Raw genomic sequence first — 15,654 nt, forward strand, 5'->3', positions numbered from 1 at the left:
TAAGCTAAATATTAAGTGCTTCTGCAGCAGTTGTTTTTAATGGGCGTTTTATATATTGCCCACTACCTAGTACACCAACAAATTCTTTATTTTTAATGACATATTCCCCACGAACTAGTACACTTACTGGTTCACCTGTTACTTCCCATCCTTCATATGGGTTATAATCAACGTTCATATGATGGGTTTTAGCCGAAATTTCTCGTTTTACCTCTGGATCAAAAATAACGATATCGGCATCAGAACCGATTGCAATCGTTCCTTTTTGTGGGAATAAGCCAAATATTTTTGCTGCACTTGTGGAAATCATATCGACAAACTCATTGATAGAAATTTTTCCTTTTGCTACACCTTCTGAATATAAAATGCTGAAACGGTCTTCGATAAAAGGCCCACCGTTAGGAATTTTAGAAAAATCATTTAATCCTAACTGTTTTTTACCTTTGAAACTAAACGAGCATTGATCAGAGCCAATTGTTTGTAGTTGTTTTGCTTTTAGAGCATTCCATAAATGAGCCTGATGGTATTTCGGGCGAAGTGGTGGGGACCAAACATATTTTGCCCCTTCAAAACCAGGTTGTGCCAAAGCAGATTGATCCAAAGTTAAATATGGTGGACATGTTTCACCGTAGACGTTATAACCCTTTTCACGCGCAGCAATGATCTCATCTACTGCCTCCTTACAAGTTACATGTACTACATAAAGGGTAGCGTCAGCAATATGGGCTAACTCGATCGCACGTTTTGTCGCTTCACCTTCTAATTCAGCTGGGCGAGTGAGCGCATGATAAATCGGCTCCTTATGACCTGCACGTCGCGCCTCTTCCACAAGCTCATCAATAACAGAACCATTTTCACAGTGCACCATAACAACAGCACCGAGGTCCTTTGCTATTTTAAAAGCTTTAAAAAGGGTGCGATCGGTTGCTTGAAATTCTTTCGCATAAGCCATAAACACCTTTACAGAAGTAATGCCCTCCTGCTCTAAAATTTGCGGCAATTCAGCTTCTGTTTCAGGCGTTAAATCACCAATCATTAAGTGGAATCCATAGTCGACAGCTGATTTCCCCTTCGCCTTGTCATGCCACTTTTCAACTGCAGCTGAAAGTTTTTCTTCGCCAGCCGTTAAGCAGAAGTCCAAAATAGTAGTCGTTCCTCCAAAAGCCGCTGCAATGGTACCAGATTTCCAATCATCATCAGTCACAGTATTGTTAAATGGCATATCTAAATGAGTATGCGGATCAATCCCACCTGGCATCACGATTTTACCCGTAGCATCAATAATTTCTGCGCCCACTTCGGATAAATCTTTACCTATTTGAACAATTTTTCCGTTTTCAATTAAAATATCTGCCTCAAAAACATCTGCAGCTGTTGCTACTCGTCCACCTTTAATAATTTTTTTCATTCTGCCCCTCACCCTTCGTAAAATAATGGAGAACGCTCAATTAATTCATAAAACCTACCTTAATGTAACGTGTAGGTCTCCCCCATACTGAACTTTGTTTGCAGCGTCAACACTGTTTCAAGTAATACATCTGCACCTTTCGCACAATCCTCAAATGTTGTTTCCTCTTCTTCACAATGACTCTTACCATTAATACTAGGAACAAAAATCATTGCTGATGGAACAATACTTGCCATATATTGCGCATCATGTCCCGCTCCGCTAAACATTCGATGAGCAGTATAGCCGAAGCTCTGACAAGCCCTTGCCACTTCATTACAAATATGAGTATCAAAATAAACTGTATCTCTCCCCCAAAGCTTAAGCGGCTTAATATTACAGCCCATATCCTCTGTAGGAAGATGATCCAGTATATCTTCAACTTTTTGCATAATCTCTGGTTTTTGATGACGTGAATCAATCGTAAACGTCACTTTGTTCGGTATAACGGTATGGATATTGGGAGATACATTCATTCGGCCAAAGGTAAATACTAACTGTTCATCAATTTTTCCGAGCTCTTCATGTAAATGCGCAATGATTTTTGAAGTTACGATCATCGGATCTTGACGCATTGTCATCGGTGTCGTTCCAGCATGATTGGACTGCCCTGTAACCGTAATTTCATAGCAAACCATTCCTAATACACCTTCAACAACTCCTATTTCAAGTTGCTTCGCCTCCAGAACAGGTCCTTGCTCAATATGCAATTCGATATAAGCAAGAGCTTCCTTTAAACGATTTTCTTGATCTCCTTCATACCCACTTGCTTGCAGTGCTTCTTTGAAACTAGTGCCATACTTGTCGACAGATTGCAGCATTTTTTCTTTTTCAAATTTAGATGAAATGACACCAGAGCTCATCATTGCTGGATCAAAACGAGCACCTTCTTCATTCGTAAAATTAACAATCATTATAGGGATATCTAGTTCAATCTCGTTTTCCTTTAATGTCCTAATGGCTTCTATAGCCGTTAAAACGCCTAATACACCATCAAATTTCCCACCCTTTTCAACGGAATCTAAATGTGACCCCATAACAATTGGAGGGACATCCTTTTTCCCAGGGAGAATAGCATAAATATTGCCCATATCATCGACTTTAATGTCCATTCCTAATTCATCACAACACTCACAAAAATAGTTTCTTGCTAATACATCCTCATTCGAAAGAGACAAACGAGTTACGCCACCATTTTCGGTAGCTCCAAATTGACTAAATTGTTCAATTAACTCTTGCAATCGTCTACTATTACACTTATACATATGCAATTCCTCTCTTTCACAGTAGTTATTCACATTCTATAAAAGATAAAAATGTTGAGATATAGCTAGCAAACTAAAAAAATATGTGCATCTGCACATAATATATGGTAAGTTATGTTCATAATAAGGGGGGAAGAAATGGGGACAATTCGCAAAATTGTAGAGGGAGTTCAATTCCCAATGCTAACATTAGTAGCTGGACATAACGGAACGTATCGAAGAGTTACAGGGATTAACGTAGTAGAAAGCATCGATTTAATTATGTTTTGTAGACCTAATGAATTAGTCGTGACTACAGGTATTAATTTATCTTCTGATGGAGATTCCTTAGAGCAGCTTGTAAAACTAGCTTTCTCTAAAAAAGTTGCAGGTTTCATTATTAATACTGGTCCTTATATTCCAAATACACCAGATTCAGTCATCTCTTTTGCTAACGAACATGATTTCCCTATTTTTCTCATGCCATGGAATTATCGAATAGCCGATCTATTAAAAACAACATTTCAATTTATTGCCAATCACCATCAAGAGCTGTCTATCGAAGAAAAGGTTCTTTATAACTTACTTTTTCACTACAAACAAAACGCCAACTATATTAAGGATCAATTAACACTACTAGGATTTCCACAAAGTAGAGAACTAGCCATCATTTCATGTACAACAAATAATGTACAAGCTAACATTGACCGTTACGAGGTCATGATCCAATTTGCATTTCAAAATAGATATAAACGCTTCTTAAAACTAAAGCATAAAAATAACCTCATCTTTTTAATCGACAAAGCACAGATCAATACACCTAATACTCCCTTCTCAAAAATTGTTGAAGAAATTTACGACAAAATTACACAAAAAAATGGTTACTTAGATATTATCATTGGTAAAGGAAATTTTCATAAAGAGCTTGAAAATGTTCGCAAAAGCTATGATGAGTCATTAACAGTAATCCAATTAGCAAAGCTTCATAACAACCGCTTCCTATATAAATATAAAGAAATTGGTGCCTACAAAATTATTATGGCTGTACAAAATCAAACATTGATCAAATCATATAGCCAAGATATTTTAGGTCAGCTTTATCACTATGATGAATTGCATAATACAGATTATGTACAATTTTCACGCATTTTTCTCGAGGAGAATGGTAGTACTCGTAGGATAAGTGAACGACTATTTATTCATCGCAACACAGTACTTTATAAACTAAAAAAAATAGAGACGCTTTTAGATATGGACCTAAGTAATCCATTTACAAAAACAAATCTCTATATCGCATTTTTGATTGAAGATATATTGGCACACCAATAAATCGTCACCATAAGAGTTCCAATGTGAGAGGTCTATCGCTTAATCCTTGGCAGAACTTTTATGAAATGTCCACTCTTTCTCGGTAATATATTTGACTTTTTTACGCTGAAATAGAATCCCAAACCTGTGTCTTAGTCTAAGCCACTTCATTGATTGAACATAGCCTATACTATATAAATTGAAGGGAGTTATAAAAATGGTAAATCCAATGCGTTTTAACGACGGACGCCGATTTTCTCCAGGTATGGGCCAATTCGGAAGACCCTTTTTCCCAGGGAGCCCATTCTTCCCAGGAAGACCGTTTTTCCCTGTTAGCCCATTTTTTCCAATAAGCCCGTTTTTTCCAATAAGCCCATTCTTCCCAGGAAGACCGTTTTTCCCCGGCTTTAGACCTGGTTTCCGTAGATGGTAGGAATCCTTTTTTGAACTACCGATTTATTAGACAACAATATAAAACAAAGTTATAGAACTAGGCTTTGTAAAAGCTCAAGAGAAGATGCAAAAGATTCTATAGCAATTATTAGTGGCAAGATTAATAACATTACTGATGAAGGTATGATGATTACGAAATGTCTAGTCCTTTCGGCAGACCAAAGAAGTTTTATAATAGCAACTAGCCCCCGCAATCGTCGAGGGCTTTTTTAGTGAGAAAATCTGATTCTCGGCTTGCAGACTATATAGCTCGGGATCTCTGTTTTCTACTTTATATTGGCTCGAGTCACCTGGATTTTTATTTTCTTCAAAATTCGCTCAGATAACCTTACTTTCGGGATAAAATCTACCAAAAAATCCCTTTTAGCAAAACTACTAAAAGGGATTTCAACTATTTCTGCCAATTATTAAGTTCCTTTAACAACTCCGGTAGCTGCAATTTCTTCACATCAATCGGTGGTAACGCCTTAACAAATTCCTTACCGTACGACTTTGTTGAAATACGGCGGTCCAAAACTATAAAGGCTCCTTTATCCTGTGATGAACGGATTAAACGACCAAAGCCCTGTTTAAACCGCATAATGGCTTCTGGTAATGAAAGCTCATTGAAAGAATTGCGACCTTGTGCTGTAATATGTTTTGCTCGCGCTTTAAATACAGGCTCTTCCGGTGAGGAGAACGGCAGGCGTACAACGATCACCGATGAAAGAGCGTCACCCGGAACGTCTACTCCCTCCCAGAAGCTGTTTGTACCAAAAAGAACGGCATGGCTAAACTTTTGAAATGATTTCAGAATTCGCATACGGCTACCACCCGTGACTCCTTGTGCAAAGAGCATATAGTCATCAAGGAGTTCACTATCTTGAATAAGCTCCACTGTTTTTCGAAGCATGTCCTGAGCGGTAAATAGGACAAAGCAACGTCCTTCAGTCATTCGCACGGTACGTGTAATTGCATGGGCGACCGCTTCAATATATTCGTCCTGAGTCACATGTTGAATTTCAGGCATATCAGTGACAATAAATGCCTTAGCACCTGCATAATAGGATGGTGGTGCTTGGAGCTTTATTACTTGCACACTATTAGAAATACCAAGTTGACTCGTTACAAAACGCTCATTACCTGGCACCGTTAAAGTGCCTGAAGTCCACACAATACTTGCCTGCTTACGAAGAGGCGTAAGTACTTTTTCAATGATAGGTGTGACATTAACAGGCTTTTTATAGACGTGTAAGCTCCCAGGAACGCTCCTTACATCAAATTCTAGCCATACTGAATTATCATCCTGTGACGATAGGAAAATTTCTTCCCATTCCGCGATTTTTACTTTTAATTCACGGATCCAATAATGCCACTCAGATAAAATAAAGAGCTCATTTTTATCTAATTGCTCAATATTATTTTCAAAGGCCTGCCCCACTTCTGTAGCAAGATCAAGCCATTGCTGTGTGAGCTTACTCACTTGTAGAAGCGGCTCTTTTGCTAGCGTTACATCCTCTAAAAACAAAGTGCATTTACTACTAGCTTGCTTCCCTTTTATTTGTTGCTGCATTTTTTGTACAGCCCGTTGCATAGTTTCATCGAATGTCCGTTGTAGACGTATAAATTGTGCATCTAGTCGCTGCAAGCTTTGCATAGAAACACGGTGTTTCTTCTTAGCGGCCTGACTAAATTGCTGGAACAAAGCAGTTTCCTCCATCGTTCCAATTTGGCCAAAAATGTACTTCCACTGCGTATAGGAGAAGACAACTTCATCCTGCTGCATAGCAGATTGTATAAATTGATGTGCTTCGTCAATGATCCATCCGTCAATTTGTGTAAATATTGGTGTTTGACGGACTAAATCACTGAGTACCATAGAATGATTCGTTACGATACAATCAGCAAATTCACTATTTTTTAACGCTTGCTCATAAAAATCAAAGCCCTTTGAAGGTTTTTCATCAGGCATTTTGCGGATTTTCTCTAAAAATAATTGTCCGCCCCCAGATACATTGAGCTCACTTAGCACACCTGTTTCTGTTTTAGTCAACCAGACAAGAATTTGCAAAATCGTAAATGTATCATCATAAGTTTCATCAGCATATGCCATACATTGCTCAAAGCGTGCAACGTCAATATAATGCTGCATGCCCTTAAGCACAGCGATATTGACTTTTGTGCCAAGGATTTTTTCAATCTTTGGTAGCTCTTCCTCAACAAGTTGCTCCTGCAAGTGTGACGTATATGTGCTAATCGCAATTTTTTTATCGACTGCTCGAGCATACAAAATCGCAGGAAGTAGATAGCCTGCTGTTTTACCAATACCTGTTGAGGCCTCTATAACGCATTCCCTTTTGTCATTGAGCGCTTGCCAAATCGTGTCCATCATCTCGAATTGCGCTGGTCGTTGCTCAAAATTCGACATGGCTTTTGTCATTAATGCTGTTTTGTCAGCTGCTGTTTGAGGATATGATACAACCTCCGCATGATTTGTATACTTTTTTCGCCCATCACAAATAGCCAAATTGCGGTAGTAGGAGACATTCTCATTAGCAGTTACATGCTGTCGTTTAATTTGAAGAGCCTCGAAGAAAAGCTGGGATAAATTTGACTTCAATCTGAATGAGCGTTTATGCATTTGTTCTAGGGTTAGCTGAGGGAGACTGAGTAACTCCTTCCAGCATCGTTTAAAGAGCTCCGCTGTTGCACGGGCATCGTCATCTGCTCGGTGTGCATTTGTAAGCTCTATATTTAAATCTGCCGCTAAATCACCTAGCTTAAAGCTGAGTGACATTGGGAACAAAATTTTGGCAAGCTCAACCGTGTCCATCTTTTTACCCTGCCATTTTGATAAACCCGCACGCTTGAACTCTGCTTGTAAAAAGGATAAGTCAAAATCCGCATTATGCGCGACGAATACACAATCGGCAAGCAGTTCATATATGTAGTCGGCATGTGCCTCAAACGGCAAGGCATCCTTTACATCCTCATCCGTAATATGCGTTAAATCCTGAATGAACGTTGGAATAGCTTTACCTGGATATATAAACTTCGTATACGTTTGTTCAATTTCCCAATCTTTCATAATAACAATTGCTATTTGAATCATTCGGTCCCCATTTGCCGGTGAATGACCAGTCGTCTCTAAATCAACAATTGCATACTTTTGACTTTCCATCATACATCTCAACTCACAGTTCACATTAGATAGATGAATTTTATCACATATTTGGCTCAGCGGCATCCCTCTGCCATTGTTGATTATCATCAAGAATCTCCAAATTAATACAATTGTAAAAATATGACCTATCACCATTATGTGTGGTTGATTTCCATTCCGGCTGAGCGCTTTATAGCTGCCGCTTCGCTTTCGCACAGAAAACATCCGCTTCGCTGCAGGGTCTCGGGCCAACAAATGTCTTTTGCGCGAAAGCGTGAGTGCAACGTAGCGACAGCAGCACAATGTTGGTCACGAAGGCGTTATCACAGGAAGTGATGCTTCTAGCCTTCGTTCCTCTATATCGCTAATCCCCGAGGAGTCGCCCAGCCGGAACGAAGATCAACTTCAAGGAATTTCGTCTTAAAAATTGTTATCCACAACTTTTGATGATGAGTTAAAAACATATCTTTAACGCAATTCTAGTTTGTAAAATTTTCAAATTCACTTTAATGCTCATATGATAAACCCTTTCTTTAACAATTTTTGGACATATTAAAAAGTGTACATCAACTAATTATACCTCGGCATAACTGCGTCCTAAGGCTTTAACTTAGTAATGTACACTTTCAAATTATGATGAATTCAATCACCTTATAAAAAAATTGTCTTTAAAGTTTCAAAGTAGTAGCAACTTTTATCACACTACATCACTGTTGCCTCTGGCTCATACGATATCATTTCTTTAATTGTATTACCCTCGCCCATAATAGCTACTGTTGGCTTATGATCTTTTGCCTCTTCGTTATCTACATACACGTAAGAAATAATAATTACAATATCTCCACGTTGTACTAGGCGTGCTGCTGCTCCGTTCACACAAATAACGCCTGATCCACGTTCCCCTGCAATAATATAAGTTTCAAAGCGTGCGCCATTATTGTTATTAACGATATGCACCTTTTCGTTTGGCAGCATTCCTACTGCATCTAAAATATCCTCATCAATCGTAATAGAACCAACATAGTTTAAATCTGCTTGTGTCACTGTAGCTCGGTGGATTTTACTGTTCATCATCATTCGTAACATTTTACAATCCTTCTTTCACATTAAAGATACAATTATCAATTAAACGAGTTTTACCAATATAGACGGCTGCCGCTAAAAGCACTTGCTCCGTTTCAGGAAATACGGGTGTTAAATCTGGATACGCTAACAGTTCAATATAGTCAATTTCGCCATGTGTACGTGCTGCAATGTGTGCCTTTGCTTTAGCAAGCGCACTCGCTGCATCACCATTTGCTATAAAGCTATTACGAGCAAGCTGTAGCACTTCATTAATGGCGGGTGCCTCAAGACGTTCCGCTTCACTTAAATACACATTGCGAGAGGATTTCGCTAAACCGTCCTCCTCACGTACAATGGGTACTACTCGCATTTCCAAAGGGAAATTAAAATCGCGTACCATTGTCGCAATAATTGCCACCTGCTGGGCATCTTTTTGTCCGAAATAAGCCCGTGTCGGCTGTGCTAAGTGAAATAATTTTGCTACGACCTGTAAAACGCCATCAAAATGTCCTGGACGGCTCGCCCCACAAAGAATGGTTGCCTGTTCACCCGCCTGAATACGAATACCGCCATCATGCGGATACATTTCTTCCACACTCGGTGCGAAAACAATATCAACACCGACAGACGCTGCTAAAGCAGTATCCCGTGGCAAATCACGCGGATAACTTTCAAAGTCTTCGTTTGGTCCAAATTGAGTTGGGTTGACAAATATACTCATCACGACTAAATCATTTTCGTCGCGAGCTGTTTTTGCTAGCGTTAAATGACCCTCATGTAAATAGCCCATTGTTGGAACGAGTCCAATTGTTTTCTGAGCTTGCTTAGCTGCTTGGATTTCTATAGTTAGCTCATGGATAGTAGTGACGACTTTCATTACTTTACGCCCCCGTATAACAGATCCAATGTTTCTTCTTTCATCGTAAAGAAATGCTTCGGTGCAGGGAATGTACCCGCCTTTACTGCTTCTACGTAACTAGCAATTCCACGGCTTGCTTCTTGGCCCATATTCGAAAACTGTTCCACAAATTTTGGTACATGATGTGAACCATAGCTTAACATGTCATGATAAACTAAAACTTGTCCATCAGCCTGTACTCCAGCTCCAATGCCAATCGTTGGAATAATAAGATTAGCAGATACCATCTCTGTTAGCTGATGGGGGATACATTCTAAAACGACAGCACACGCTCCTGCCTCTTGACATTTTTTTGCATCTTCAATGAGCTTCGTTGCCTGTTCAGCTGTTTTACCTTGAACCTTGTATCCACCAAGCACGCCTGCTGATTGAGGTAGTAAACCTAAATGAGCAACCACTGGAATGCCAGCTGACGTTAATTTACGAATTGCTGGTAGTACATCGTCTGCTCCCTCTAACTTTAGTGCATCTGCTCCTGTTTGTTGCATCATAGTTACTGCCGTTTTCAACGTCTCGTGTATATCACCGTGATACGAACCAAATGGCATATCAACAACAACAAACGTATCCTTCGCCCCACGGCGCACTGCTTTTGCATGATGGACCATGTCTGCTACTGTTACTGGCATTGTAGAATCATAGCCTAGTACTACCATACCTAGTGAATCTCCCACTAGAATCATATCGACGTCTGCTTCTTCGGCAAATTTTGCAGCAGGATAATCATATGCAGTAAGCATAACGATTTTCTCACCTGCTGCCTTCATCTTTAAAAAATCTGAAGTTGTTTTCATCATGTAGTCCTCCTTTTTTAAGGAAAGAAAACAGAAAAACCCTTCTGTTCTTAAAATAGACAGAAGGGTAGTGTTTCGTTCGTTAGCAAAAATCACCTCTAATTCTTGAATAGAGGCCATAACTTAATAAAAGAATCGTAATCAAATCTCATTATGAGAATTGCCCATTCCATTGAATTAAGTTATCTTTTTGAACGTTTGTTTTCTTCCGTCCCTGTCATTAAAAGATCAAGGCAGATATTTATTGTAAATTGTTCTAACGTTTTGAAGGTGCCGTTCACAAAAGGATACTGCCCTTCGCACATACTATAACAGATTCCCCTAGTAATCTTCAAATATTATTTTCTAATAATTACGATTAAAAAATATATCTAACTTCAAACCATTCTTTTCTGAAAGGTTGATTTTCGATAAACTTCAAACATTGTAAATAGCAACAGAGCAAATAAAAATGTAAATAAACCAGACGTTACATTTGTAACTGGTACAAAAACATCCCAAAATGAATTGGTGAAAGCGTGGAAAATAATACAGAGAAAAATACTTTTAGTGGATAGGTAAATAATCGTTAATAAAAAGGATAACGCTAAAGTTATTAGAGAAAACCCTAGGAAATTCATGTTCATTTGATTTGATCCAATGACAAACCATAATGGCAGATGCCAAACTGCCCAAATAACGCCCACAATAACTGTACTCGTGAAGGGAGACCATCTTTTTTGTAATGTAGGCTGTAAAAAAACCACGCCAGCCAATTTCTTCTACCCCTCCTCCAATAATCATGATTGGCAATTCAATTAACGCCAGATACATTGGATTCTCCAAAGTTGCTCCGCCCCATAGCGTTGGTAAAAAAAAAGGCGCAAATGCCAATCCAATTACAAATATATAGCAAGATACAGGATGTTTAGGATTTTTTACATTATGGATAAATGATTTGAACTCTTCTTTAGTCGAATATTTCTTTTTCAACCAAATCTCACAAATTGCAGGAGTAATTCCGCCGAGAACAAACAATAGCATATATATTGCATTGCCAAACTTCAGCAAATTTAGCTGTGTTAATAAGGCTAAACTGCCCCAAATTATCCAAGACGTTGCAAAGGTATAAAATAGAAATCTTCTTATCTCTAATCCCAACTTTAATCCTCTCCTTCTTTCGTACCCAATAGTAATAATACGGATTTGCAAAGTGTATTCATCAAACGAATCTCATCAAACTGCACGTGCTTATTTGAGAACACTCCGTAACATTTTTGCAAGACAACGTCTCTCACAATGCCATCAATCGATGTCATCATAAAAGTAGGTAGATCCTCTATCGAAATTTCAGGCTCAAAGCACCCTGAAGAAATTCCCTCATGGATCGAATGAAAAATTTGTTGCATCAAATATTGTCCACTTTCATTCTCAATAATGTTTGATAAAATTTTCTTTTCCCTATCTGGATTGTTAGCAAATAAAATCGTAAGCTCAAATTGGATTTTACCAACTGTTGATACGTTTTCCTTCATGTACTCTCCAAGAAAATTAAATAATTTAATGATTGTTGTTGTGGGGGAATTACTCGTAACTGTAATTCCATTGATAGTATGTTTATAGTCTGCATTTGCATTTACTTGATTAATAACATCTATAAGTATTTCATCTAAGTCTGAATAATAACGATAAATCCCACCCTCACTTACTCCTGACGCTTTAATAATATCCCTCATCGTAATGTCATAGAGAGGCTTAACTTTACATACTGCTGTGGCTGACTCTAAAATGCCGTTTTTCTTTTCCTGTACATATTCATGGCTTACTTTTGGCATTATCTCTACCTCCAAACATTTTAAATGACACTACTATCATTTTTATTTTTCGCTTGAACTTTTTAATAAAATTTGACATTTCAATATGATATGTAATATACTTCCACCATACTATACGACGTATAATATAAAACCTTGTATAGGTATAACATTGTGAGGTGAGAAAAGATGACATTTCAGCTTGGCTCAGCTTTACTTGACGCTTGTGTACTTGCCATCGTCGATAAAGAGGATGCATACGGCTACTCGTTAACACAGCAGATACAATCTGTGATGGAAATATCAGAATCTACGCTGTACCCAGTATTACGTCGTTTACAAAAAGCAGATTGCTTAACAACCTACGATCAGCCCTACCAAGGGAGGAATAGACGCTATTACCAAATTACTGAACAAGGTCGGATACGATTACTGGAGCTATTAAAAGAATGGCAAAAGTATAAAGAGATGGTTGATTGTGTACTTATAGGAGGGAAAAATGATGAATAGAGCTAGCTTTCTAAAAAAGCTACGGGGGAAATTACAACGTCTTCCAGCGCATGAAATTGATATTGCGCTTGCCTATTATGAGGAATATTTCGATGAAGCAGGAGAAGAGAACGAACAGAAGATCATTCAACAGCTAGGTTCTCCTTCTCATGTTGCATCACAAATAATGGCGGACTATGCATTAAAAGATTTAGAAACAACTTCAACTTCGACTAAGAAAAATATGTCTGCGATTTGGATTATCATTCTAGCAATATTATCAGCCCCACTTTCATTACCGTTACTTGCGGTTGCTATAGCACTTATTTTTTCATTTGGAGCAGTTGTATTCAGCGTTATCATTGCGATTATTGCAACTGTATTAAGTATCTTTTTTGGTGGAATCGTTGCACTTATTTCAGGCTTCTTCATTTTAACTCAGCACTGGCCGACAGCGATTCTCTTTATGGGGGTTGGCTTTATTGTAACTGGTCTCGGTATCCTGCTATTCCCAATTGTTGCTCGTGTGATCAAAACAATCGTTGTTGTTTGTGTCGAAGCATTAGGTAAAATATTCCACAAAATAACAAAGAAGCGGAAGGAGGGATACTAATGACGTCTCGACATACCCATATAGCCATTACTATGATTGCTTTCGGCATACTGTTAGCTCTCGTTGGTTATTTCTCTGGTGGAAAATGGAGTCTTGTGTTAACTGATGAAGGCATCCAATTGCCAGAGAACGATACACTATTAAACAATTCCTATAAACTAGATGATTTCACTAACATCAATGTTATCAATCACTATGGCGATGTTGAAATTGTTGCTAGTGATCGTTTTGCATTAGAAACAAATGTTATTAAAGATAATGATGTGACGTACAGTATAAAAGATCATACATTAACTGTTGAAACAAAGAGTAAGAAAAAGAATGGTTTACAAATCGGATTTTTTAGCTTCAGAAATCCTTCCATCAAAATCTATGTTCCTTCAGATGTAACATTGAAAACCATCGTCCTTAATAGTAATTTCGGGGATACAACCATTCGCGGTCTAAACTACCTGGAGTTAACTCTAACTGAAGATTTCGGGGACATTATATTTAAAGACACTACCGGTGATAAAACAGAGATTACACAATCTTTTGGTGACATAAAGCTACAACAATTTTCAAGTAATGGCTTCGTTGTTGAAAGTGAACATGGTGATATTAACATAGATGGAACATTAAATGGTCAATCTACTATTACGTCTAACTTTGGAGATACTACGCTTCGCTTACAAAATAAAATAGGTGAGCTTGGCTATGAATTACAAACTGACTTCGGGGATCTTACAGTTGATAAGAAGGAACAAAACAGCAAAGTATCACAATCTTATAATGGTGATAACCAGTTAAAAGCAACTGTTTCTCATGGTGACTTACAGTTAACATTGAAATAAAATTGGCTACAAGCTTCATCTATTTAAGGTCTTAGAGTGAGTCCCTCTTTTTCAGCGGGTGTCCAAACACCCGCTGAAAAGTAGTTTAAATCCGCATTCATCTCATCACCTATAGAGGTGAAAGACTTCTATAACTGCCAAAAACACTTGTAGCTGGCGTTTCACTTTCGCTACGAAAACACTTGCTGAAAGAAGTTAAACATACGACTCCACCACTTTCATACTCCCTTATAATAAATCCTATTCCAGTAAATGATTTGCGGGTTTCATCTTCGATAATTTCAATTTGTACATATTCGTTTTTCATTCTTTCCACTCCCTGAGTATAAATGCTAATTTAACTATGTACATTCCCGCTTGAATAAAGATGTACAAAAATTGCTCTTCCATTTCATACTATTACTGAGGTGTTAGTATACATATTCTATTAGAGATTCGTCTTTAACTCCCCACCACTTAGCCAAAAAATTCCTACGAACACCAGTGTATCCATTGGTTATTGAGTAGGCCCACCTGTAGTCACTACAGTGAAAGCAAAAATATTTTGTACGTTGACGTGGATTCGCTACACTCTCATTCAGGCGTTTTCACAGGATGTGAAGGTCTTAGACTGATTCCTCATTTCAGCGGACGTTTGGACACCTGCTGAAAAGTAACTGACGTTTCACTTTCGCTACGAAAACATTTGTAGCTGACGTTTCACTTTCGCTACGAAAACATTTGCTGAAAGAAGTTAAAATGAAATTGAAAGAGGAGGGTTCATGATATGTCACAAACCATCATTCCTAGAGCTGCTGTGCGCGGAACAGCCTCTGGCGTTATCTTCATGGCATTTTTCGGTACTCTGTGGGCAGGAATTGGAATTAGAGGATTGCACGGCTGGGGATTTCTCTGGCTGTTGATTTTATCCTTGTTGATTGGTGTTGTACTGCTTGTTGGAGGAATCGTTTTGATAATGAAATCTAAAAGATTATCAAACGAGATGATGGGAGAGGATTCCCATCGTTGGAAACGAAAAAATTTGTGGTTCGGTATTATTTTCGGTTTAGAAGGCGTTTTGATAGCCACTGCCGCCGTAATTTGTCAATCTACCAATCACTTGGATTTGTTTGTTCCTATTATGGCTCTCATTGTTGGTGCTCATTTCTTTCCCCTAGCGTACCTTTTTCAGGTCAATCTCTATTATATTTCGGGTTCACTTCTTTGCCTGCTATCGGCAATCACACTGTTTACTTTACCTGTAAGAGTTACCTGGGGGAATCACCAAATTATGGTATGGTGGACATCTGTGGGTTTTAGCTCAGCTCTGATATTATGGGGGACCGGTGTAGTAGTTTGGATTACCGGCCATAGATTACTGAACAGGGCTGGGAATAGTGGATCCAAAGAAGCTTAAATCAAAGGCTAGGACAGAATTCCTCTCTCCTTAAAAACGGCACAACATCCATAAATATTTCCTTCCTTGATCATTTCGTTTTTCAATATCTAGAAGGTAGAATTTATACCCATGTGATAATGCCTTTTTAGTAAAAATTTTATATGATTTCCCATTGT

14 protein-coding genes and 1 pseudogene are annotated in these 15,654 nt (G+C 38.3%); 5 read left to right on the forward strand and 10 right to left on the reverse strand.

The features are described from left to right. Positions 1–4 precede the first annotated feature (4 nt). Positions 5–1,408: a dihydropyrimidinase gene (gene hydA, locus ACQKN4_RS05995; protein ID WP_427482819.1), complete on the reverse strand. Its 1,404-nt coding sequence runs from the start codon at positions 1,406–1,408 to the stop codon at positions 5–7. Positions 1,409–1,467: 59 nt separating this feature from the next. Next, entirely contained in the window at positions 1,468–2,712 is a 1,245-nt protein-coding gene (locus tag ACQKN4_RS06000; protein WP_427482820.1) for a Zn-dependent hydrolase, read from the reverse strand. 138 nt (positions 2,713–2,850) lie between these two features. On the opposite strand from ACQKN4_RS06000, the gene ACQKN4_RS06005 reads away from it, so the two are divergent. Then, the gene (locus ACQKN4_RS06005) at positions 2,851–4,020 is read left to right on the forward strand and encodes a PucR family transcriptional regulator (RefSeq protein WP_427482821.1); all 1,170 of its coding nucleotides are present in this window, start codon (positions 2,851–2,853) and stop codon (positions 4,018–4,020) included. A 698-nt stretch (positions 4,021–4,718) separates the two neighbouring features. Here the strand turns inward: ACQKN4_RS06005 and ACQKN4_RS06010 are convergent. From ACQKN4_RS06010 to ACQKN4_RS06040, 7 genes and pseudogenes are all read right to left on the reverse strand, one after another. Beyond that, positions 4,719–4,856 carry a hypothetical protein gene (locus ACQKN4_RS06010; protein ID WP_427482822.1) on the reverse strand — a complete coding sequence of 46 codons (138 nt, stop codon included), beginning with the start codon at positions 4,854–4,856 and terminating at the stop codon, positions 4,719–4,721. Beyond that, positions 4,844–7,615 (reverse strand): ATP-dependent DNA helicase DinG, encoded by a 2,772-nt coding sequence (gene dinG, locus ACQKN4_RS06015; RefSeq protein WP_079559948.1) that lies wholly within the window; start codon positions 7,613–7,615, stop codon positions 4,844–4,846. Before dinG ends, ACQKN4_RS06010 begins: the two co-directional genes overlap by 13 nt. Positions 7,616–8,296: 681 nt before the next feature. Beyond that, on the reverse strand, positions 8,297–8,680 hold the full coding sequence (panD, locus tag ACQKN4_RS06020) for an aspartate 1-decarboxylase (RefSeq protein WP_079559947.1): 384 nt from the start codon (positions 8,678–8,680) through the stop codon (positions 8,297–8,299). A gap of 1 nt (position 8,681) precedes the next feature. Continuing rightward, on the reverse strand, positions 8,682–9,536 hold the full coding sequence (gene panC, locus ACQKN4_RS06025; protein ID WP_427482823.1) for a pantoate--beta-alanine ligase: 855 nt from the start codon (positions 9,534–9,536) through the stop codon (positions 8,682–8,684). Beyond that, entirely contained in the window at positions 9,536–10,372 is an 837-nt protein-coding gene (panB, locus tag ACQKN4_RS06030) for a 3-methyl-2-oxobutanoate hydroxymethyltransferase (RefSeq protein WP_427483020.1), read from the reverse strand. Before panB ends, panC begins: the two co-directional genes overlap by 1 nt. Before the next feature lie 377 nt (positions 10,373–10,749). Beyond that, a pseudogene (locus ACQKN4_RS06035) lies at positions 10,750–11,512 on the reverse strand (CPBP family intramembrane glutamic endopeptidase). A 2-nt stretch (positions 11,513–11,514) separates the two neighbouring features. Further along, positions 11,515–12,186 (reverse strand): TetR/AcrR family transcriptional regulator, encoded by a 672-nt coding sequence (locus tag ACQKN4_RS06040; protein ID WP_427482825.1) that lies wholly within the window; start codon positions 12,184–12,186, stop codon positions 11,515–11,517. A gap of 168 nt (positions 12,187–12,354) precedes the next feature. Here ACQKN4_RS06040 and ACQKN4_RS06045 point away from each other — a divergent pair, with 168 nt between their 5' ends. Genes ACQKN4_RS06045 through ACQKN4_RS06055 form a run of 3 tightly spaced genes read left to right on the forward strand, consistent with a single transcriptional unit; the run spans position 12,355 to position 14,100 of the window. Beyond that, positions 12,355–12,675: a PadR family transcriptional regulator gene (locus tag ACQKN4_RS06045; protein WP_427482827.1), complete on the forward strand. Its 321-nt coding sequence runs from the start codon at positions 12,355–12,357 to the stop codon at positions 12,673–12,675. After that, positions 12,665–13,267, forward strand: coding sequence for a DUF1700 domain-containing protein (locus tag ACQKN4_RS06050; RefSeq protein ID WP_427482829.1), 603 nt, complete (start codon positions 12,665–12,667; stop codon positions 13,265–13,267). The genes ACQKN4_RS06045 and ACQKN4_RS06050 overlap by 11 nt, the downstream gene beginning before the upstream one ends. Further along, a complete protein-coding gene (locus ACQKN4_RS06055) occupies positions 13,267–14,100 on the forward strand; it encodes a DUF4097 family beta strand repeat-containing protein (RefSeq protein ID WP_427482831.1) in 834 nt (277 codons plus the stop codon). Before ACQKN4_RS06050 ends, ACQKN4_RS06055 begins: the two co-directional genes overlap by 1 nt. Positions 14,101–14,209: 109 nt before the next feature. Here ACQKN4_RS06055 and ACQKN4_RS06060 read toward each other — a convergent pair whose 3' ends face one another. Then, positions 14,210–14,407, reverse strand: a complete 198-nt coding sequence (locus ACQKN4_RS06060) for a hypothetical protein (protein WP_427482833.1) — start codon at positions 14,405–14,407, stop codon at positions 14,210–14,212. A 459-nt stretch (positions 14,408–14,866) separates the two neighbouring features. Between ACQKN4_RS06060 and ACQKN4_RS06065 the strand changes: the two genes are divergently transcribed. After that, positions 14,867–15,496 carry a hypothetical protein gene (locus ACQKN4_RS06065; RefSeq protein ID WP_427482835.1) on the forward strand — a complete coding sequence of 210 codons (630 nt, stop codon included), beginning with the start codon at positions 14,867–14,869 and terminating at the stop codon, positions 15,494–15,496. Positions 15,497–15,654 lie beyond the last annotated feature (158 nt).

This window comes from Lysinibacillus sp. NPDC093692, assembly GCF_050280125.1.
Classification (GTDB): domain Bacteria; phylum Bacillota; class Bacilli; order Bacillales_A; family Planococcaceae; genus Lysinibacillus.